The sequence below is a fragment of the Streptomyces sp. NPDC046197 genome, assembly GCF_040646295.1.
Taxonomy (GTDB): Bacteria; Actinomycetota; Actinomycetes; order Streptomycetales; family Streptomycetaceae; genus Streptomyces.
This window is the reverse complement of sequence record NZ_JBEYZY010000014.1, coordinates 79,801-100,329: the sequence shown is the minus strand read 5'-3', so window position 1 is coordinate 100,329 and position 20,529 is coordinate 79,801. Positions and strand designations below refer to the sequence as shown.

Below are 20,529 nucleotides of genomic sequence, written 5' to 3'. Positions count from 1 at the left end.
TCCCTCCGACGGTCAGTGAAGTGCGCGACCTTCCGCGCCGTACCCAGCACACATTAGCCCGGTGAGGGGAGGTACACGCTGCGGCGGGGAACGCCAGGAGCGAACAGCGCACGGGAACAAACCCGTGGAGCGGGCAGCCCACGCGAACAAACCCGTCGGCCGGGCGGACTCAGTGGTGCTGCTCGCTGCCGTGCAGCGGGAAGCCCGCGATGCCGCGCCACGCCAGCGACGTCAGCAGCTGCACCGCCTGGTCGCGCGGGACACTGCGGTCGCTGTGCAGCCAGGAGCGGGCCACCACCTGGGCGAGGCCGCCGAGGCCGGAGGCGAGCAGCATCGACTCGGCGCGCGAGAGACCGGTGTCCTCGGCGATCACGTCGCAGATCGCCTCGGCGCATTCGTTCGTCACCTTGTCGACGCGCTCGCGCACCGCGGGCTCGTTCGTCAGGTCCGACTCGAAGACCAGCCGGAACGCCCCGCCGTCGTCCTCGACGTACGCGAAGTACGCGTCCATGGTGGCCCGCACGCGCTGCTTGTTGTCGGTCGTCGACGCCAGGGCGTTGCGCACGGCCTGGATGAGCGACTCGCAGTGCTGGTCCAGCAGAGCCAGGTAGAGGTCGAGCTTGCCCGGGAAGTGCTGGTACAGCACCGGTTTGCTGACGCCGGCGCGCTCGGCGATGTCGTCCATGGCGGCCGCGTGGTAGCCCTGCGCCACGAACACTTCCTGGGCGGCGCCCAGCAGCTGGTTCCGTCGGGCACGGCGCGGCAGGCGCGTACCCCGCGGGCGTGCCGCCTCTGTCTGCTCGATGGCTGTCACGCCGCCTCCCAAAGTCGTCCACATGCGGTGTGCGCCGCGCCGCCATCGTACTTTTCGGTAACCGTGGTGTGCGCGGTGCGAGCGCAGAATTTCACGGACCGGACAGCAGCGAAAGCGGCACAGAAAGTTTCAAACATACCCAAGCCGGGCATACCGGCATTCTGCTCTTGCTCACCAGTGGTCCCTCCTGTACGGCGATCGCGGACATCACCCGGTGCCTCACAGGTAGTCGTCCTCGTCGAGGGACACGACGCGCGCCTGTTCGATGAGGTCGGCCTCGTTCGCGCGGGCCGGATCCAGGTTCTCGAGGGGGTCGTCGCGGTCCTGCGGCGCGATGTCCGCATGCTGTTCGGCAACGTCGTTCTCGGGGGCCTCGACGTCGATCTCCGTGGTGGTGTCGTTGTCTTCGAGCTCCTCGGCCAGCTCGGGATCGGGGGTCTCGAGCCGACGATCGGTGGGGTCGAGTGCCATGCTGGGCTCCCTTCCTACGAACGTCCCTGGAAAAGCAGGGGCTACATGCGGGTGCCCTCTGTATGAGCGTAGGAGACACCCGATCTGGACGCTATGCGATCCGGTACGGCAACTTCGCGTCTTCCGACGGCGTCGCGGGCCGGGTTCCCCGGCCTTGACCGCGCATCGTCTGTGACGGCGAACACATGAACCACTATGTGATCGTCTCGTAACATTGGCACATGTCTTCGACCGAGCTGCCCTCCGTGTCGCCCGCCAATGTTCTCCCCAGGGTGGCACCCGTCAGGGTCGCGGACGGCGAACAGCTGCGGTCGATGGGACTCCCGGGCATCTCCCTGACGGTGCGGTCGAGGCCCCCCGCGCGGGAGGGGCTGCCGCCCGCGCTGTACGTCCACGGGCTCGGCGGCTCCTCGCAGAACTGGTCGGCTCTCATGGCGCTGCTCGACGGGACCGTCGACGGCGAGGCCGTGGACCTGCCGGGCTTCGGGGACTCCCCGCCGCCGGACGACGGCGACTACTCCGTCACCGGGCACGCGCGCGCGGTCATCCGTTATCTCGACGCCTCGCAGCGCGGACCGGTCCACCTGTTCGGCAACTCGCTGGGCGGCGCCGTGTCGACGCGCGTCGCCGCGCTGCGGCCCGACCTCGTACGGACGCTCACGCTGGTCTCGCCCGCACTGCCCGAGCTTCGCGTGCAGCGCTCCGCCGTGCCGACGGTGCTGCTCTCGGTGCCGGGCGTGGCCCCGCTCTTCACCCGGCTCACCAGGGAGTGGACGGCCGAGCAGCGGGTCCGCGGGGTCATGGCGCTGTGCTACGGCGACCCGGGGCGGGTCACGCCCGAGGGCTTCCGTCACGCCGTGGAGGAGATGGAGCGGCGGCTGCAGCTGCCTTACTTCTGGGACGCGATGGCCCGTTCCGCGCGCGGCATCGTGAACGCGTACACGCTGGGCGGCCAGCACGGGCTGTGGCGTCAGGCCGAGCGGGTTCTCGCGCCGACACTGTTGATCTACGGCGGCCGTGACCAGCTCGTCGGCTTCCGCATGGCCCACCGGGCGGCCCGCGCCTTCCGCGACTCCCGCCTGCTCACCCTGCCGGACGCGGGCCACGTGGCGATGATGGAGTACTCGGACACGGTGGCGACCGCCTTCCGGGAACTCCTGGCGGAGACGGGCGAGTTGGACGATCGGGCGGCCAAGGACGCCGAGGCCCTCGGCGCCCGGGTGAGGGACGACGGCCGGTCCGCGACCGCGCGGGCGGGCAGCGGGGCTGCCGGTACGGAGTCCGATGACGGGACCTCCGGCGTGGGTACGGGAGGCTGAGGGGCGAGGTGGGACGCCACAGCCGTCGCGGGCCCGCCCCCAAGGGCGACACCGCGGACGCGACCGCAGAACGCAAGGGCTCACTGCCGGGACCGGCACGGACCCGGCCTGACGCCATGCCCGCACAGGGGGTGCCGCGCCTGGCCGATGGCACGCCTGCCCGTGGGGTGCCGCGCCCGGCGGACGGCACGCCCGCTCACGGCATGCCGCGGCTTGTCGGCCTTCCCGACGGCACGCCCGCCCATGGAATTCCCCGGCTGTCCGACGGCACCCCCGCCCATGGCATTCCCCGGCTGCCCGACGGCACGCCCGCGCGGGGTCTTCCGAATGCCCGTGGCGGGCATCCGGAGCAGCGGGAAGCAGGGGGCGGCTGGGGTGAGTCGGGGGCGCGCGGCGCAGGCGGGCTCGGGGCGCCCCGGTCCGGTGCCGCCCGCACCGGTCCCGCGGGACCGGGTCCCTCCATACCCCGGCAGCGGCAGGCATCGCCCACCGGCACCGGCCCCCGGCAGGACTACCTCAACGCCTTCGACGAGGACGACGACGTCTTCGCGCCCCGCTCACGCGGCGCCGTGCACTCCGCGGATCCGCACGTCCTCGAACGGGACGCCGAAGTGGAAGCCGGCGGCACCGCGCCGCCGGCCGGCGAACCGGAGCGGAAAAAGGGCGTCAAGGGGCGCACCTTCACCGGCATCGCGGCGGCCGCCGTCACCACGGCGCTCGCCGTCGTCGTCGCCGGCCAGGTCGCCGACGGCCGTACCGGCACCGGCGTGCAGTCGCACCCCGCCACCGACCAGGCCCGCGGCACCGCGGGCACGGACGACCAAGCGGCCCCGTCCGCGACGCCGGGCCTGTCGACGCTGTCGTACGCGCAGAAGATGAACACGAAGTACCCGCTCAGCCCGAGCCTCATGGGGTCGGGAGAGTTCGAGGCGGTGCCCGGCTTCGACAGGGCGCCCGGCAAGGGGCAGAAGTACACCTACCGCGTGGACGTCGAGAAGGGGCTCGGCCTCGACGGCGAGCTCTTCGCCGAGGCCGTGCAGAAGACCCTCAACGACAACCGCAGCTGGGCCCACGACGGCGCCCGCACCTTCGAACGCATCTACTCCGGCAAACCCGACTTCGTGATCACCCTCGCCAGCCCCGGCACCACCGCCAAGTGGTGCGCCAAGTCCGGCCTGGACACCACCGAGGACAACGTCTCGTGCGATTCCGCCGCCACCGAGCGCGTGATGATCAACGCGTACCGGTGGGCGCAGGGCTCGAAGACCTACGGCGACAAGATGTACGCCTACCGGCAGATGCTGATCAACCACGAGGTCGGCCACCGGCTCGGTCACGGCCACGTCACCTGCGACAAGAACGGCGAGTTGGCGCCGGTCATGCAGCAGCAGACGAAGTTCCTGGACCACGACGGAATCCACTGTCTGCCCAACGCCTGGCCCTACCCCAGCAGTTGACGCCCGGCCACCCGGGTCGCGTTCCACGGGTGGACGCGCCCTGATCGCCCAGCGCGTTCAGGGCGCGTGCTGGAGCTACTGGAGCTGCTGGAGCTGCTGGGAGCACGTGGGGCTCCAAGGGGCGCACTCCGACCGCTGTCCGTGCATCCGGCAGCTCCTGGCCGCCGTACCGGCCCCTGATCCGGAGGTCGGCACCCAGCGGTGAGCTGCCCTGCGGCGCGCTGCCCGGCCGGAGTTGGCCGGCGGGAGTCGGCCGTGACGTGACGTCCCGTGTCCAAATGATCTTCTAGTGCGACGGAACGCGGCCTGCGCGGGAAAGTTACGACCGTTCACCCCTTTTGGTGGCGCGATGGACAACCGTCCGTCGCGCCACCCTCATGTCCGCATACGTTCGTCCCGCTGCGAGCCGCCGGTGCGACGGCGGCTCCCATTCGGGACAGATCGGGGGTGTGCTCGTGCGCATCGGACTCGTGACGGAGGGTGGCTATCCGTATGTGCGCGGTGACGCCGGACTCTGGTGCGACCGGCTCGTGCGCGGGCTCGGGCGGCACGAGTTCGACATCTACGCGCTCAGCCGCAGCCGGCAGCAGGAGGACGAGGGCTGGGTCCCGCTCCCGCCGCAGGTCAGCCGGATCCGTACGGCACCCCTGTGGGCGGCCGAGGACGACATCTGGCGAGGCCGTCCGAAGGGTGGCGTCGCAGGGGCGGTGACCGGCGACGGATGGCTGCGTGGGCGCCGCGCGCGCCGGCGCTTCGCCGAGTGCTACGCCGAACTGGCGGCGGTGCTCTGCGCCGGAAGCGGCGTCGATCCCGGCGACACCGTCGGGCGAGGCGGCCCGGATGGTGAGGCGGACCGTTTCGGCAGCGCCCTGTACGCGCTCGCCGAACTCGCCCGCGACGAGGGCGGACTGGCCGGCGCCCCCCGCTCGGAATCCGCCGTCCGCGCGCTGGAACGCGCTTGTCGTGCGCCCGGTGCCCGGCGCGCGGTGCGCGAGGCGCGCGTACCGGACCTGCTCGTGGTCGCCACGCACCTGGAACGAGCGCTGCGCCCCCTCTCGCTCGACTGGTACGAGGACGACGGCCTGGGCGCGGCCGACCTCTGCCACACGGCCGCGGGCGGCACGGCCGCGCTGCCCGGACTGCTCGCCCACCACTTCTGCGGTGTCCCCCTGCTCGTCACCGAGTACGGCGTACCGCTGCGCTCGCACTACCTGACCTCCGGCGCCGACGGCACCGCACCGGCCGCCCGCGCCCTGCTCGCCGCCTTCCACACCCGACTCGCGGCCGAGACCTACCGGCAGGCCGCCGTCCTCACCCCCGGCAACGCGCACGCCCGCCGCTGGCAGGAACACTGCGGGGCCGACCGCGCCAAACTGCGCACCGTCCACCCGGGCATGGACGCCTCCCCCTTCACCGAGGTCGGCGAGTCGCCGGAGGCGTCCGACCCCCACACGCTGGTGTGGGTCGGACGTGTCGAACCCGCCAAGGACCTGATGTCCCTGCTCCACGCCTTCGCGGAGATCCGCAGGGAGGAGCCGAAGGCGCGGCTGCGGATCATGGGCTCGGCGGCGGACTCCGACGGTGCGGCCTACCTGGACCACTGCAGGGCGCTGGCCGCCCAGCTCTTCCCGGACGAGGCCGAGAGCCCGCATTCCGTCGGTCGCAACCCGGTGTCCTTCGACGAGATCGGCGGCCCGGAGATCCCCACCCTCGCCGAGGCGTACGCCGCGGGCGCCGTGGTAGTCCTGTCGAGCGTCGTCGAGGGCTTTCCCGTCGGCCTCGTCGAGGCCATGTTCTGCGGCCGCGCGACCGTCTCGACGGACGTCGGCGCGGTCGTGGAGGCCATCGGCGGCACCGGACTCGTGGTGCCGCCGCGCAACCCGCGGGCGCTCGCCGAGGCGTGTGTGTCTCTGCTGCGCGACCCCGAGCGCCGTATGCGCCTGGGCGCCGCCGCCCGCGCCCGCGCGCTCGAACTGTTCACCGTCGAGCAGAACATCACGGCATTTCACGGCATTTACCTGGAGATCGTCTCGCACTGCCCGGTCCGGCGCGTCGTCCTCGACGACAGTGGTGAACCTCTCCCGTTCGCCACCCCGGCCGAGGCCCACGTACCCGGCCGCTGGGCGGTGCCCGGCGCCCACGTCGTGGCCCGCGGCGGCCCCGGCCGGGCGGCCGACGCGTTATCGGCACGGTCCACGGCCCCCGTGACCGCTTCGGAGGCCGCCCGATGAGCGCCCCGAAGGAGCGGGACCGTCCCGGGGCCCCGATCAGCCCCGGCGCACGAGACGCATGTTCCCAGGAGTGGTGCGCGGAACCGCCCCGAATCCCCGACGCCACGCCGGGAGCCGACGGCACGCTGGGGGCCGGCGCCATGCTGGGGGCCGGCGCCACGCCGGGGGCCGGCGCCGGGCAGAAGCCCGATGTCACCCAGGGAGCTCGATCGCCCGCCGATGGCGTTCGGAGGCCCGCCGCCGGCGTCCGACGCGGGGGCGTGGACCCCGTGAAGACCCTGATGCACCGCCACCGGCTCCTGTGCGAACGGGCCGTGGACCCCCTGGAGATCGCCGCGGCCCTGGAGGCACACGGAGTCACCGACCGGACCGCCGCCCGCTTCCGCCACCGTGACGTCTTCTCCCTGGCCGAGGAGATGTACGCCCGGGTTCCCCGGGACACGGAGACGGCACCGCCCCCGGAGTCCGTGGCGCCGTCCCACGTCCACGCCCACCGGGCGCTGATCGGCCTGCTCCCCGGCGCGCTGTGCGCGGCGGCCGTGACCGGGCTGCGCCTCACCGAGGGTCGCCCGCGCGCCGCGGTGGCCGCGGCCGGTCTGCTCGGCCTGGCCCTTGGCGTGCGCGCCGTGCTTCGCCACGGTCCGCTGAGTACCGCAGGACGCGCGCCGTCCCGCCTCCCCGCACCCGGCGCCCGCACCCGGACGTGCTGGCTGGTCGGCTACGCCCTCCTCGGTTATGCCCTCCTCGGCGACGGCCTGCTCGCCGCGGCCCTCGGCGGCGGCCCCGACGCGCCGCCGAACGGCGATCCGACCGGCCCCTGGCCCGTGGCCACCGCACCCGTACTGGCCCTCGCCCTTGCCTGCGCGCCGGCGGCCTGGACCGCCCACCTCCTGGCCGCGGGCGCCCGGCGCAGGCTGGCGGTCAGCCGCGGCCTGGAGGAGTTCGCCGCCTCCGTACGGCCGCTCCTGCTCGCCACCTTCGCCCTGTTCCTGGCCGCGCTGGCGGTGCTGACCGCCGTGTGCGGCGCGGCTTTGCACCAGCCCGCGGGCTATGCCCGGACTCTCAGTCTGGGGGCCTTGCTGCTGCTCGCCCGCCTCCTCGCCCTGCACGGCTCCACCCGCGCCCCGGCCGCCGCCCTGGCCGTGGCGGCCGGGATCGAGGCGGCAGCCCTGGCCACGGTCTTCTCCGCCCGCCTCCCGGGCTGCGGCTTCCTGGCCGAGCCGGTCGGCGCCGTCACGAGCGCCGTGGGCCCGGGTGGGGTCCCGACCCTCGCCTGCGGAGCGGCGGCCCTGGCCCTCCTGATCCCCGCGACCCGCACATTGACCAGGGCCTCGGCCCACGCGCAGGGGCGGCAGTGACACACACCCGCCGACCCCGGCGTCCCCGAAGTTGCCCGCGGCGCGCCCCCCGAGCGGGCCACGGGCCACGCGACGCGCTCGTTCCAAGGGCCGCAGTCGCGGGCAGAGCCGGGCCCCGACCGGCCGCAGGCACCCGGCCGCACCGCCGGAGCCAACCGCAACACCCCGTTGAAGGAGAACACCAGATGACCACCTCCCGATCCGGAGCATCCGGAGCCACCGGAGCGCACACCCCGGGAGCCGCCCGATGAGGGTCTTGCTGATCGGAGCCAACGGATACCTCGGCCGCTTCGTCGCCGACCGCCTGCTCGCCGACCCGGCCGTCCAGCTCACCGCGCTCGGCCGCGGCGACGACGCCGACGTCCGCTTCGACCTCGCGACCGGCAGCCCCGGCGCGCTCACCCGGTTCCTCGACGCGGTCCACCCCGGCGTCGTCATCAACTGCGCGGGGGCGACCCGAGGCGGCGCCCGCGAACTCACCCGGCACAACACGGTCGCCGTGGCCACCGTCTGCGAGGCCCTGCGCCGCAGCGGCTGCGGCGCCCGCCTGGTGCAGATCGGGTGCAGCTCCGAGTACGGCCCGAGCCAGCCCGGGTCCTCCACGGCCGAGGACGCGGTGCCCCGCCCCGGTGGCCCGTACGGGGTCAGCAAGCTCGCCGCCACCGAGCTGGTCCTCGGCTCGGGCCTGGACGCCGTGGTGCTCCGCATCTTCTCACCCGCCGGGCCCGGTACACCGGCCGGTTCCCCGCTCGGCCGGCTCGCCGAGGCCATGCGCCGCGCCATGCAGTCCGGCGACGGCGAACTCAAGCTGGGGGGCCTAGGCATCCAGCGCGACTTCGTCGATGTCCGCGACGTGGCCCGCGCCGTCCATGCCGCCTCCCTCTCGGCGGCGCAGGGCGTCATCAACATCGGCTCGGGCCGTGCCGTCCGCCTGCGCGACGCCGCCGCCGTCCTCGCACGCGTCGCCGGATACGGGGGCGCCCTGAACGAGCTGGACGGACCGCCCGGCGGCCACCTCAGGCCCGTCATCGGGCATCCCCGCACCGACTCCGACCACCCGGCCCCGGTCGCCTACCCCTACCCCGACGGCTGCGGCAACTGGCAGCAGGCCGACGTCCGCACCGCCCGCGACCGGCTCGGCTGGCGGCCCCGGATCAACCTCGAAGAGTCCCTCGCCGACATCTGGATGGAGGCGGCATGCCGTATCTGACCGGCACGCCGACGGGCACACCGGGCACCGACGTCCGCACCGGCTTCGGTGTTCCCGGTTGTGCGCACCCCCTGGTCGCCCAGGCGGAGTGGGCGGAGCTCACGCATCCGGGCACACCTCTGCACTGGGTCGTCCTCGACGTCGCCGACGGCCCCGGGGTCCGACTCGACCCGCACTGCCTGGAGGCGGCGGGGCGGCTGCGCAACGGGGGCATCCGGGTCCTCGGCCGCCTCGACACCGCGCGCGGCGCCCGGGTCGGCAGCGACCTGATCAGTGAGGCGCGGCGGTATGCCGAGTGGTATCAGGTCGACGGCTTCCTCCTGGACCGCTGCCCTGCCGACCGCGCGGCCCTGGCCGGGACCCGGAGCGTGATCACCACGCTCCGCACGCTGTGCGACGACGCCCATGTCGTGCTCGGCCACGGCATCCACCCGCATCCGGGCTACGCCGAGTACGCCGACCAGCTGGTGACCTACTCCGGCCCGTGGAGCGACTACCGCTGGTCGCAGGTCGCCGAGTGGACCGCCGACCACCCGCCCCAGCGGTTCTGCCACTTCGTGCACGGCGTCCCGCGCGGGCATCTCGACGAGGCGCTGCGGATCGCCCGCTGGCAGGGCGCGGCCACGATCTGGTTCACCGACCGCACCTCCCGGGGCGGCCGCGCCGACCCCTGGGAGGCCCTGCCCGGCTACTGGGACGAGATCGTCTCGCGGGTCGGAACGGGTGTCTCGGAATGAAGAAGGCCGTGGCAGTGTTACCAGGAGAACAACTGTAGTGATTGACCGACCAACGGAGTCCCCGTGTCGTTGCCACCCCTGGTCGAGCCGGCCCCCGAGCTCACCGTAGACGAGGTCCGCAGGTACTCCCGCCACCTGATCATCCCGGATGTCGGGATGGACGGGCAGAAGCGGCTGAAGAACGCCAAGGTGCTCTGTGTGGGTGCCGGCGGCCTGGGCTCGCCGGCGCTGATGTACCTGGCCGCGGCGGGCGTGGGTACCCTCGGCATCGTGGAGTTCGACGAGGTCGACGAGTCGAACCTGCAGCGCCAGATCATCCACAGCCAGGCCGACATCGGCCGCTCCAAGGCCGAGTCCGCACGTGACACGGTCAAGGGCATCAACCCCTATGTGAACGTGGTCCTTCACGAGGAGCGGCTCGAAGCCGACAACGTGATGGACATCTTCGGCCAGTACGACCTGATCGTCGACGGCACGGACAACTTCGCGACCCGCTACCTGGTCAATGACGCGTGCGTGCTGCTCAACAAGCCCTATGTGTGGGGCTCGATCTACCGTTTCGACGGCCAGGCCTCCGTCTTCTGGTCCGAGCACGGACCCTGCTACCGCTGCCTGTACCCGGAGCCCCCGCCCCCCGGCATGGTCCCCTCCTGCGCCGAGGGCGGCGTGCTGGGCGTGCTGTGCGCGTCCATCGGCTCCATCCAGGTGAACGAGGCGATCAAGCTCCTCGCGGGCATCGGTGAGCCGCTGGTCGGCCGTCTGATGATCTACGACGCCCTGGAGATGCAGTACCGCCAGGTCAAGGTCCGCAAGGACCCCAACTGCGCGGTCTGCGGCGAGAACCCGACCGTCACCGAGCTCATCGACTACGAGGCCTTCTGCGGCGTCGTCTCCGAAGAGGCCCAGGCGGCGGCCGCCGACTCCACGATCACTCCCAAGCAGCTCAAGGAGTGGATCGACGACGGCGAGAGCATCGAGATCATCGACGTCCGCGAGCCGAACGAGTACGAGATCGTCTCCATCCCGGGCGCCAGGCTGATCCCGAAGAACGAGTTCCTCATGGGCACCGCCCTGGAGGGCCTCCCGCAGGACAAGAAGATCGTCCTGCACTGCAAGACGGGTGTCCGCAGTGCGGAAGTCCTCGCCGTGCTGAAGTCCGCCGGCTTCGCGGACGCCGTCCATGTCGGCGGTGGCGTGATCGGCTGGGTCAACCAGATCGAACCGCACAAGCCGGTCTACTAAGCACGGGTCCCGCTGACCAGCGGGACTGCCGAAGCCCACGGCTCTGAGCTGCTCGGATGCCGTGGGCTTCTGTCGTTGCCGGTCGGCGTCGGCTGGCCTCGCACGGCCCAGAACGAGGTTCGCTGCGCCGCAGCCGACGACAGCCGGCCACGACGGAGGGTGCACCGCCGATTCCCTGACGGCATTCCGGCGCACCGCGCCACACGGTTTCCTTGAAACGGCAATCCAAAAGAGCGCCGCTTACGTAACCAAATGCAGCCGCAACCAAGGATCGCCCTTGGCAGGCGCCGATCGCCTTGGCCGCGATATTGATTCTTTCCATAGGGACCCGACGAGCGCGGTGCACCCCCTCGCACTTCGCAGGGGTGGGCAGCGGCCGAATCCCCCTTCGTTGCGCGCCGGAGTGGCGCCGGCTTGAGGGTCTACAGCTCCCACTCCCTGCGGAGGTCGGGGTGAAAGTGGTCGTTGATCTTTCCCGATGCGAGGGATATGCGCAGTGCGCGTTTCTGGCTCCGGACGTGTTCCGGATGCACGGCGAGGAAGCGCTGATGTACGACCCGAACCCTGACGACGCCCAGCGCGACCAGGTGTTGCGTGCCGCGGCGGCCTGCCCGGTCCAGGCGATTCTCGTCGACCGGTTGGAGGGGCGGGACGTACCGGTGGAGGCGTCGCCGTCATGACCAGCGCCGACGATCTGCGAGCGTTCAAGCGCGACGGCCGCATCGTGGTCGTCGGGGCGTCACTGGCGGGGCTGCGGGCCGCGGAGGCTCTGCGCGACGAGGGCTTCGCCGGATCGTTGACCATGATCGGTGACGAGCTGGGCGAACCCTATGACCGGCCTCCTCTGTCCAAGCAGGTACTGACCGGGTGGGTGCCGGCCGACGGCACCACGCTGCCGCGCCGTCGTGAGATCGATGCGGAGTGGCTGCTGGGCGTGCCCGCCGGCGGGCTGGACCTCGCGACGAACCACGTGCGTCTCGCCGACGGACGCGAGGTTCCCTTCGACCGGGTGCTGATCTCCACCGGGGTACGGGCGCGGCCCTGGTTCGTCGAGAGCGAGGCGGCCCTGGACGGAGTGTTCGTCGTGCGTACGCGCGAGCACGCCGAGGGTCTGCAACAGGCCCTGGCAGCCTGGCCCTCCCGGGTCCTGGTCATCGGCGCGGGGTTCACCGGCTCCGAGATCGCTTCCGTCTGCCGCGAGCGGGACATCCCGGTGACCGTCGCCGAACTCGGGGCGGCCCCGCTGGCCGGGGCGCTGGGTGCCGTGATCGGTGAGGTTGCGGCGGACATGCAGCGCGCTCACGGCGTCGACCTGCGCTGCGGCGTCAAGGTCACCCGGCTTGAGGGCGACGCGCAGGGACGGTTTCGCCGTGCCCACTTCGACGACGGCAGCACGGTCGACGCCGACGTGGCGGTGGTGGCACTCGGGAGCATCCGCAACACCGAGTGGCTGCGGGAGTCGGGACTGGCGGCGGGCGTGTGGGGAATCACCTGTGACACGGGCTGCCGGGCCCTCGACATCAACGGCCGCGTCACCGACGACGTCTTCGCCGCGGGAGACGTGGCACGTTACCCGAACCCGATCTACGAGTACCGGCTCATCTCGATGGAACACTGGGTCAACGCCGTGGAGCAGGCCGAGGTCGCGGCGCACAACATGGTCAGCGCCCAGGCGGACCGCCGGCCCCACCTGTCCATCCCGCTGTTCTGGTCGATCCAGTTCGGTGTCAACATCAAGTCCGTCGGCGTGCCGACCTTCGCCGACGAGGTGGTCGTCACCCACGGATCGCTGGACGACCACCGTTTCGTCACCGCATACGGCTTCAGGGGCCGCGTCACGGCTGCCGTGAGCTTCAACAACGCCAAGTGGCTGGGCCACTATCGACGGTTGATCGAGACGGCCGCGCCTTTCCCGCCCCCCTGCCCCACGCCGGACCAGTCGGCCGACACGAAGCCGGTGCCCGTCGACTTCCCCAGCACCACCCTGCTCGATCAGGGCGCCACCGTGGTCGTCACAGGCCATGCCCCGGGTGAGCGCCGCGTCACGGCCGTGCACCGGCATCGACAGGAGGAAGGCCAGACGACCACGACCGAGACGCCCGGCACGCTGCAACGAATCTTCGACTACTCAGCCCGGGCCGACCCGTACCCGCTGTATGCCGAACTGCGCCGGATGCCGGTGGCCCGGCAGGAGGACGGCAGCTACGTCATCAGTACCCATCGTGAGATCACGGACATACTGAATGACCCCCATCTGAGCTCCGACTTGCGCAACCTGTTGCGTCCGCCCTCAGCCGAGCCCACGTCGTCCTTCATCCACATGGACCCGCCCGAGCACGATCGCCTGCGGCGTATGGCGATGCGTCACTTCGGCCCCCCGCACACCCCTGGGCTGGTGACCGGGTTGGAAGGCTTCCTGACCGCCACCGTCGGCAGCCTGATCGACGATTTGGCGGGCAAGGAGCAGATCGACGTCGTCGACGATTTCGCCTTCCGGTTCCCCGTAACCGTGACCTGCCACCTGCTCGGCGTGCCACGCGAGGACGAGCCGAGGTTCCACCTCTGGGTGAACGACATCATGAACTCGAACGACTACAACCCCAAGACCGACCCGAAGGAGAAACTGGACAAGGGCGTACAGGCCCGCGAGGACCTGCGCCAGTGCCTCGGCGGCTTGGTGGAACACCGCCACGGCCGGCCGGGCGACGATCTGTTGGGCCGACTGGCCAACGACGACGGGCCCGACGGTCGGATGACCGACGACGAAATCGTCGCCACCGCCAGACTGCTGCTCATCGCCGGCCATGAGACCACCGTCAACCTCATCACCAACGGCATGCTGACGCTGCTGCGCCACCCGCAGGTGCTGCAGCGACTGCGCGACGAACCGGACCTCATCGTGCCGCTGGTCGAGGAACTGCTGCGCTACGAGCCCCCCGTGCACATCATTCCCTGGCGAGCGGCCTACAGCGACATCACCGTCGCCGACACCGTCATTCCCAAGGGTTCGCGGATCATCCTCATGCTGGCCTCGGGCAGCCGCGATCCGAAGCGCTTCCACGATCCCGACCGCTTCGACCCCGATCGGCGTGACAACCAGCACCTCGGGTTCGGCAGCGGCATCCACCTGTGCTTCGGCGGGCCGCTGGCCCGGCGGGAAACCCAGATCGCGCTGACCGAGCTGGTACGCCGGCTCGAGCGACCCCGGCTGGTCGCCGACCCGCCGCCGTACCGGCCCAGTCCCGTTCTTCGCGGTCCGATCCATCTGCACATCGAGCAGGGTGACGGCTGCCGCGGCAGCCGAGGGCGGTTGCAAGGTCGCGCCGCGCACGCCACTTGACGTCGAGCGTTGTGCCCTGGCGTCCTGCCAGGGTCCGTCCAATTGGTGCGCCGGCAGCGGACGCCGACTGTCCGTCCCGCTGTCATGAGCAGACCTTGCCGTCCTGGGGGACCGCCCCCTTGAGCAGATAGGCGTTGACCGTGGAGTCGACGCAGTCGCTCCCGCTGCCGTAAGCGCCGTGGCCCTCGCCCTTCCAGGTGAGCTCCACGCCGACGCCCCTGCCCAACTCGTCGACCATTTTCCGCGCGCCCTCGTACGGGGTTGCCGGGTCGCCGGTGTTGCCGACGACCAGGATGGGCGCCGCACCCGGCGCACTGACCTCCGGAGTGTCGTACTGACCGGCCACCGGCCAGTCGTGGCACCAGCCGGCCGTGTCCCAGCCCATGAAGTCGCCGAACACGGGTGAGATCTTCTCGAACTGTGCAAGTCGTCGCCTCGCCTGGGCGGGCGTCGGTCGCTGCTTGTCGTCCAGGCACGATATGACTCGTTGCGATTGGGTCGTCGTGCCGTAGTGCCCCGAGGCGTCGCGGTCGTTGTAGGTGTCGGCTAGGGACAGCAGCTGGGTGCCGTCACCGCGTTGCGCGGCGGCCAGGGCGCTGGTGAGCGTGGGCCAGCTGTCCCTGCTGTACAGCGGCAGGACAATGCCGGTGAGCGCCAGCGTCTGCGTCAGTCTGCGCCCGGACGAGGTGCGCAGCGGCTCGGCGTCGATCCTCTTCAGCAGGGCCGCGATCTTCTGCGAGCCCTGCTTCGGGTCCTGCCCGGTGGACGTCAGGTAGTCGTCCAGCGCCCGCTGGAAGCCTCTGGTCTGGTTCAGCGCGTGGCCCACCGAGTCGGCGGTCGGGTCGACGACCGCGTCCAGTACCATCCGGCCCACGTGTGTGGGGAACAGATGGGCGTACACACCGCCGAGTTCGGTGCCGTAGGAGATGCCGAAGTAGTGCGTCTTCGTGTCGCCGAGGACCTGTCGCATCAGGTCCATGTCGCGGGCCGTGTCGGTCGTCGACACATGCGCCAGCAGCTTGCCCATGGCCTTCTGGCATTGCTTGCCGAACTCCGTGGCGTCCTGGAGATACGCCCGCTCCTCGGCCGGGGTGTCCGGCGTCGCGTCGATACTCTCGGCGGCCTGGATCTGCCGGTCGCTGCGGCAGCGCACTCCTTCACTCGAGGCGACCCCGCGCGGGTCCCAGCTCACCAGGTCGTAGTGCTGCCGGAGGGCGGCGACCGTGGTGGCGTACGACGGCATCGCGGCCACGCCCGAGCCGCCCGGGCCGCCGAAGTTGAACAGCAGCGAGCCCGTACGGTCGCCGCCGGTGGCCCTGGCACGGACGAGGGCGAGGCCGATCGTCCCGCCGTCCGGCCGTGCCCAGTCCAGCGGCACCTTGAGCGTGGCACACTGCCAGTCGCCGCCCGGCGCGGGCGAGTTCGAAGTGGCCTTGCAGCGGCCCCAGTCGAGCCGCTGCGAGGTGAGCGAGGACGGCAGGGCGGGCGAGGTCCCGGCGGCGCCGGCGGTCGGCGGCGTGGGCGCGGGAGCAGACCGGCCCTTGCCCTCGCTCCCGCCTCCCCGGGACGATCCGCTGTTGCATCCGGTCAGCAGCACCGCGGCGGCGACCGCGGCCGTCAGCCGTACGAAACGCGACATGCGCACCCCCCTCATGAACGCTCCGCACGTCGGTCGCGGGAAGCGTTGAGGCCATGGTAGGCAGGATCGGCCGACCCCACGGAAGCCTGTGGATAACCGTCTGACCTGTGGTTTTGCTGCCGGATCGCGGTGGGCTAAGAGCAGACCGTGCCAGCCGGCGGGACCTTTCCGTCGAGCAGGTAGCTGTTCACCGTGGCCTGCACGCACTTGTTCTTGCTGTCGTAGGCGCCGTGCCCCTGACCCTTGTAGGTCAGCTCGACTCCGACACCGTTGCCCAGGGCGTCCACCATCTTCTTCGCGCCCCCGTACGGCGTCGCCGGGTCGCCGGTGTTGCCGACCACGAGGATCGGCGCGGAACCGGGGGCGCTCACATCGGGGTGGTCGGCGGAACCGGCCACGGGCCAGTCGGTGCAGCTGAGCATGCTCCAGGCCAGGAAGTCCCCGAACACCGGAGAGGCGGCGCGGAACTCGGGCAGCTTCTGCTGCACGTACGCGGGGCTGTACCGCGGCTTCTCGTCGGAGCAGTTGACGGCGGCGTTCGCGGCGGTGAGGTTGCTGTACTCGCCGTTCTCGCTGCGGCCGTTCAACGAGTCGGACAGCAGCATGAGGACCTTGCCGTCACCTGCGTAGGCCTGTTCCAGACCCTCGGTGAGGTACGGCCAGAAGTCCTTGGAGTACAGGGCCTGCGCGATGCCGTTGGTCGCGGCGGTCTGCGTCAGCCGGCGCGGGAAGACGCCGGGGATGGGCTTGCTGTCGAGGTCCTTGAGCAGCTTGGCGATGCGGTCCTTGACATCCTGCGGTGTGCTGCCGATCGGGCACTCGGTGCTCTTCGAGGTGCAGTCCTGAGCGAAGTTGTCGAGCGCGAGCTGGAAACCCTTCGCCTGTCCCAGCGCGCCCTGCTCGGGATCCTCCGTGGGGTCGACGACCCCGTCGAAGACGGCCCGGCCCACGTGTGTCGGGAACAGATGGGCGTAGACACCGCCGAGTTCGGTGCCGTAGGAGATGCCGAAGTAGTGCATCTTCTTGTCGCCGAGGACCTGTCGCATCAGGTCCATGTCGCGGGCCGCGTCGGTGGTGCGCACGTGCGGAAGGACCGCCTTGGAGTTCCTCCCGCAGGCCGCGTTGAACTGCCTGGTGTTGTTCACGAACGAGGCGCGTTCGGCGGCGTTCTCGGGGATCGCGTCCTGCTGGAAGTACTGGTCGAGCTGTGCGTCGCTCTCACATCTGACACCCGCGCTGCGTCCTACCCCGCGCGGGTCGAAGCTCACCAGGTCGTAGCGGGTGCGCAGGGCGCCGTAGTCCTGGCCGAACGCGGGCAGCGTGGTGACGCCCGAGCCGCCCGGGCCGCCGAAGTTGAAGATCAGCGAACCGATGCGCCTGCCGGGTTCGGTGGCCTTCGCCCGGATCAGCGCGATGCCGATCGTGTCGCCCTTGGGATTGTTCCAGTCGAGGGGCGCCCTCATGGTGGCGCACTGCCACTTGTCACCGTTCGGCAGTGGGGACGGCGCGGCCCCGCCGCCCTGCGACTCGGACGGAGCCGGGCAGTCCGTCCAGTTCAGCTTCTGGGCGGACAGATCCCCGTCTCTGGGCGTTGCGCTGCCCCCGCAGCTCGCCAACAGGGAGGACAGCAGGAGAGCGGTTGCAGTCAGGGAGGCGGCGCGCAGCCCGGGGGGATTCTGCATACCTCCATCCTCACGCCGTACGCGGCAACCCGCGCGGGGCGTGGACCGTTGGAAGTACGCCCGGCACCCGGCCTACAGGGCACCCTTCCGCGTGAGGTGGTTGAACGCCAGCCAGCCCGGCAGCACCGGCACCCACAGCGTGAGCAGCCGGAACATCAGCACCGCGGGTGCGGCCACCTCCTTGGGCAGGCCGACGGCGATCAGACCGACGGTGAGCGTGGCCTCGACCGCCCCCACGCCGCCCGGGGTCGGGGCCGCGGAACCGAGCGCGTTGCCGGCGAGGAAGACGACGGCGACGCTGGCGATGCTGAGCGAGGTCGAGTTGTCACCGAAGGCCCGGATCGACGCGTCCAGGCACATCACGAAGCAGAAGGTCAGCAGGAGCATGCCGCCGATGCCGGTGACGAGCTTCTGCGGCCGCTGCAGCACGTCGAGCATGCGCGGCACGACGCCCGCGAAGAGCGACCGCACGCGGGTGACGACGAACTTCCGCAGGAACGGCACCGAGGTGACCACGAGCACGAGCACCGCGACGGTCAGCAGACCCGCGATGACCGTACGGGACGGCGAAAGCGACGGCGTCTTCTCGGTGCCGGTCAGGTAGCCGAAGGACAGCAGCATCAGGATGTGGCAGCCCAGCCCGAACAGCTGTGACGCGCCGACGCTCGCCACCGCGAGACCGGGCCGCACTCCCGCGCGCTGCAGGAATCGGGTGTTCAGGGCCACGCCACCGACCGCGGCGGGCGCCACGATCTTCACGAACGACCCGGCGACCTGCGCCGCCACCGTCCTCAGGAACGGCACCCGCTCCGGCACGAACCCCAGCAGGGCCATGGCCGCCGCGACGTAGCTGAGCGCCGAGAACAGCACCGCGGCCACCAGCCAGCCCCACTGGGCGTGCGAGAACAGCGTGCCGAACTCGATATGGGTGAGCTGGGTCAGCAGGTAGTACGCGCCGATGGCGCCCGCGATGAAGCTGATCAGCGTGCGCGGCCGCACCCGCTCAAGCCGGGCCGGCTCCACCGGTGCCTGCGGCCTGATCCGCAGTACCTGGTGGCGGATCTGTGTGAGCAGGTCCTCTTCACGCGCCTCGTCCAGGGCCTCGTCGATGGCTCGCTTCTCCGCCCGGGCCTGCGCGCGGACGGCCTTCTTGTCGAGCTTGTCGGGCTTGTCGGGTTTTTCCAGGGCGACGGGTCCGCCGTCGTCATCCGAGGCCTGTTCCAGGCGGGCCTGTTTGGCCTGCCGGGAGGCCTGCAGGACGGCCTCGCGCTCCCGCTGGGCCCGCTCCCGGGCCAGCCGGCGCAGGGTAGCCCGCGTGGAGCGGGTCAACGCGATGGGCTGCAGCATCGGAAGGCAGACGGCGACCGCGTCCGGGCCGAGGACGCCGACCGCGGAGGCCACGGCTCGCTCGGCGCCGACCCGGAGGCCGAGCGTCGTCACCAGTTGTGCGATGTCCATGCGCAGCAGCAGATCGCCGGCCGCGATCTCGCCACCGCGCAGTTCCGTCAGGATCACCCTGCCGGAACGATCCACCAAGATCGCGTCGCCGGCGAGCCTGCGGTGCGCGATGCGCCGGGACTGCAGGGCCTGTACCTGCTGCCAGGTGTTGCGCAGCAGCTCGTCGGTGATCTCCTCGTCGGACAGGGAGTCCAGCGTGCGTCCGCCGGTGTGCTCGTAGACGAGCATCACGGCGTCCGGGCCGAGCTCGGAGGTGCCGATCAGCTTGGGCGCGTTGGCGCCGGCCGCGATGGCCGCGTAGGCCAGCAGCGCCTCCTGCTCCAGCGCCTGGCGCAGCGACTGCAGGCTGCTGCGGGTGGCGAAGCCGCGCAGTGTCAGGTTGCGCCAGAGGCGGTAGAAGAAGCCCTGGGCCTGCTGCTCACGGTCGACGACCGTGACGTCCAGCGGTGGGCCGTCCTCCAGGGTGACGAAGTAGCGCCGCCCGCGGTCGCCGTTTTCGGTGGTCTCCGCCGCCTCCTCGCGGGCCGCGCTCACCGGATGGAAGCCGACGGTCCGCAGGCCCGCCATCAGCGTGCGTCCCGTGGGACGGACGTTCGGCGACCCGACCGCGTACAGCGTGCCGTAGGCGACGGTCCAGCCGATCAGCACCGTCAGGACGATCGAGAACGGTGTCGTGTAGCCGGTGACCAGCATCGAGAAGGCGTCGAGCAGCAGCACGATCCACAGCACCGCGCGCCACCGCGGTCTGCGGGACATGCCGACCGCCGTCATGTAGGCGATGACCGGGGCGAGATAGCCGTGCACCGGGTCGGTCAGGGCGTGGATGTCACCGGGGGAGGGCTGGGTGAGCGCCTCCTGAAGCGAGTTCGGGGCGCCCTTGGCGACCCACAGGTCCGTGGCGAGAGTCACTCCGTGCGCGAGGACCGCCGCGAGCACGCCGTCGGCGATCCGCAGCCCGTCCCGTTTGATCAGCCGCTCGATCGCGAAGGCGACCGGCACGAGCAGGATCGCGATGCTGGACGCCAGGCCGGCGATCTTGATGAGCAGGTCGGGTGCCTGCCCGGTGCCCTTGTTGATGTCCTGTTCGAGGCCCGAGGTGGTGCCGTGGGCGAACGCGGCGATCGCCAGCAGTACGGCGATGGCGAGAACCCCCACCAGCAGCCGCATCAGATCGGAGGGACGGTGCACGCGCGCGGGGAGCAGCGGTTCGTCGCCCTCCAGCTCGTCGATGTGCGTCACCTCGGCCGCCTCGGCGGGCTTCCGGGCGGCCTGCGCGCGGCCACCTCCGGCTGTCCCGGCGGGCTTCTGGGCGGCCTGCGCGCGGCCTCCCTCGGCGGACCCGGCGTCGGCCGCCCGGCCCCCCTCGGCCGACCCGGCGTCGGCGCCGGGACGGGCGTTGCTGCCGCCCGCGTCGGGCCCAGGGCGGGTCTTCGCGCCCTCCGTGTCACCGGAGCCGGGGACGGCCTTGGTTCCGTCCGTGTCACCGGAGCCGGGGACGGCCTTGGTTCCGTCCGTGTCACCGGAGCCGGGGACGGCCTTGGTTCCGTCCGTGTCACCGGAGCCGGGGACGG

At 71.4% G+C, this 20,529-nt stretch carries 14 protein-coding genes and 1 pseudogene; 10 read left to right on the top strand and 5 right to left on the bottom strand.

Annotation, left to right across the window (positions count from 1 at the left end; genetic code table 11):
• Positions 1-169: 169 nt before the first annotated feature.
• A complete protein-coding gene (locus AB0A61_RS21080) occupies positions 170-814 on the bottom strand; it encodes a TetR/AcrR family transcriptional regulator (RefSeq protein ID WP_361294057.1) in 645 nt (214 codons plus the stop codon).
• A gap of 219 nt (positions 815-1,033) precedes the next feature.
• Positions 1,034-1,285 carry a hypothetical protein gene (locus tag AB0A61_RS21075; RefSeq protein WP_361294055.1) on the bottom strand — a complete coding sequence of 84 codons (252 nt, stop codon included), beginning with the start codon at positions 1,283-1,285 and terminating at the stop codon, positions 1,034-1,036.
• 221 nt (positions 1,286-1,506) lie between these two features.
• Between AB0A61_RS21075 and AB0A61_RS21070 the strand changes: the two genes are divergently transcribed.
• The 10 genes and pseudogenes from AB0A61_RS21070 to AB0A61_RS21025 all read left to right on the top strand — a co-directional run bounded on the left by AB0A61_RS21070 (position 1,507) and on the right by AB0A61_RS21025 (position 14,179).
• Entirely contained in the window at positions 1,507-2,604 is a 1,098-nt protein-coding gene (locus AB0A61_RS21070; RefSeq protein WP_361294052.1) for an alpha/beta hydrolase, read from the top strand.
• An 8-nt stretch (positions 2,605-2,612) separates the two neighbouring features.
• Positions 2,613-4,061, top strand: coding sequence for a DUF3152 domain-containing protein (locus AB0A61_RS21065; protein WP_361294049.1), 1,449 nt, complete (start codon positions 2,613-2,615; stop codon positions 4,059-4,061).
• Between the two features lie 455 nt (positions 4,062-4,516).
• Entirely contained in the window at positions 4,517-6,292 is a 1,776-nt protein-coding gene (locus AB0A61_RS21060) for a DUF3492 domain-containing protein (RefSeq protein WP_361294046.1), read from the top strand.
• On the top strand, positions 6,289-7,650 hold the full coding sequence (locus AB0A61_RS21055; protein ID WP_361294043.1) for a hypothetical protein: 1,362 nt from the start codon (positions 6,289-6,291) through the stop codon (positions 7,648-7,650). Before AB0A61_RS21060 ends, AB0A61_RS21055 begins: the two co-directional genes overlap by 4 nt.
• A gap of 247 nt (positions 7,651-7,897) precedes the next feature.
• Positions 7,898-8,860 carry an NAD-dependent epimerase/dehydratase family protein gene (locus AB0A61_RS21050; protein WP_361294040.1) on the top strand — a complete coding sequence of 321 codons (963 nt, stop codon included), beginning with the start codon at positions 7,898-7,900 and terminating at the stop codon, positions 8,858-8,860.
• Complete coding sequence (locus AB0A61_RS21045; RefSeq protein ID WP_361294037.1) at positions 8,848-9,597, top strand: spherulation-specific family 4 protein; 750 nt, start codon at positions 8,848-8,850, stop codon at positions 9,595-9,597. The genes AB0A61_RS21050 and AB0A61_RS21045 overlap by 13 nt, the downstream gene beginning before the upstream one ends.
• 63 nt (positions 9,598-9,660) lie before the next feature.
• Positions 9,661-10,839 carry an adenylyltransferase/sulfurtransferase MoeZ gene (moeZ, locus tag AB0A61_RS21040; protein WP_361294034.1) on the top strand — a complete coding sequence of 393 codons (1,179 nt, stop codon included), beginning with the start codon at positions 9,661-9,663 and terminating at the stop codon, positions 10,837-10,839.
• A gap of 452 nt (positions 10,840-11,291) precedes the next feature.
• Positions 11,292-11,519, top strand: coding sequence for a ferredoxin (locus tag AB0A61_RS21035; RefSeq protein ID WP_361294031.1), 228 nt, complete (start codon positions 11,292-11,294; stop codon positions 11,517-11,519).
• Positions 11,516-12,886: pseudogene (locus AB0A61_RS21030) on the top strand (FAD/NAD(P)-binding oxidoreductase); the annotation flags it as partial. The gene AB0A61_RS21035 and the pseudogene AB0A61_RS21030, both read left to right, overlap by 4 nt.
• A 126-nt stretch (positions 12,887-13,012) precedes the next feature.
• A complete protein-coding gene (locus tag AB0A61_RS21025) occupies positions 13,013-14,179 on the top strand; it encodes a cytochrome P450 (protein WP_361294372.1) in 1,167 nt (388 codons plus the stop codon).
• A gap of 82 nt (positions 14,180-14,261) precedes the next feature.
• On the opposite strand, the gene AB0A61_RS21020 is transcribed toward AB0A61_RS21025, so the two are convergent.
• The 3 genes from AB0A61_RS21020 to AB0A61_RS21010 form a co-directional block, all read right to left on the bottom strand.
• Positions 14,262-15,818 carry an alpha/beta hydrolase gene (locus tag AB0A61_RS21020; protein ID WP_361294028.1) on the bottom strand — a complete coding sequence of 519 codons (1,557 nt, stop codon included), beginning with the start codon at positions 15,816-15,818 and terminating at the stop codon, positions 14,262-14,264.
• A gap of 134 nt (positions 15,819-15,952) precedes the next feature.
• Positions 15,953-17,500, bottom strand: coding sequence for an alpha/beta hydrolase (locus AB0A61_RS21015; protein WP_361294025.1), 1,548 nt, complete (start codon positions 17,498-17,500; stop codon positions 15,953-15,955).
• Between the two features lie 72 nt (positions 17,501-17,572).
• Positions 17,573-20,529: lysylphosphatidylglycerol synthase domain-containing protein (locus tag AB0A61_RS21010; RefSeq protein WP_361294023.1), on the bottom strand; the 2,957-nt coding region annotated here is incomplete at its 5' end.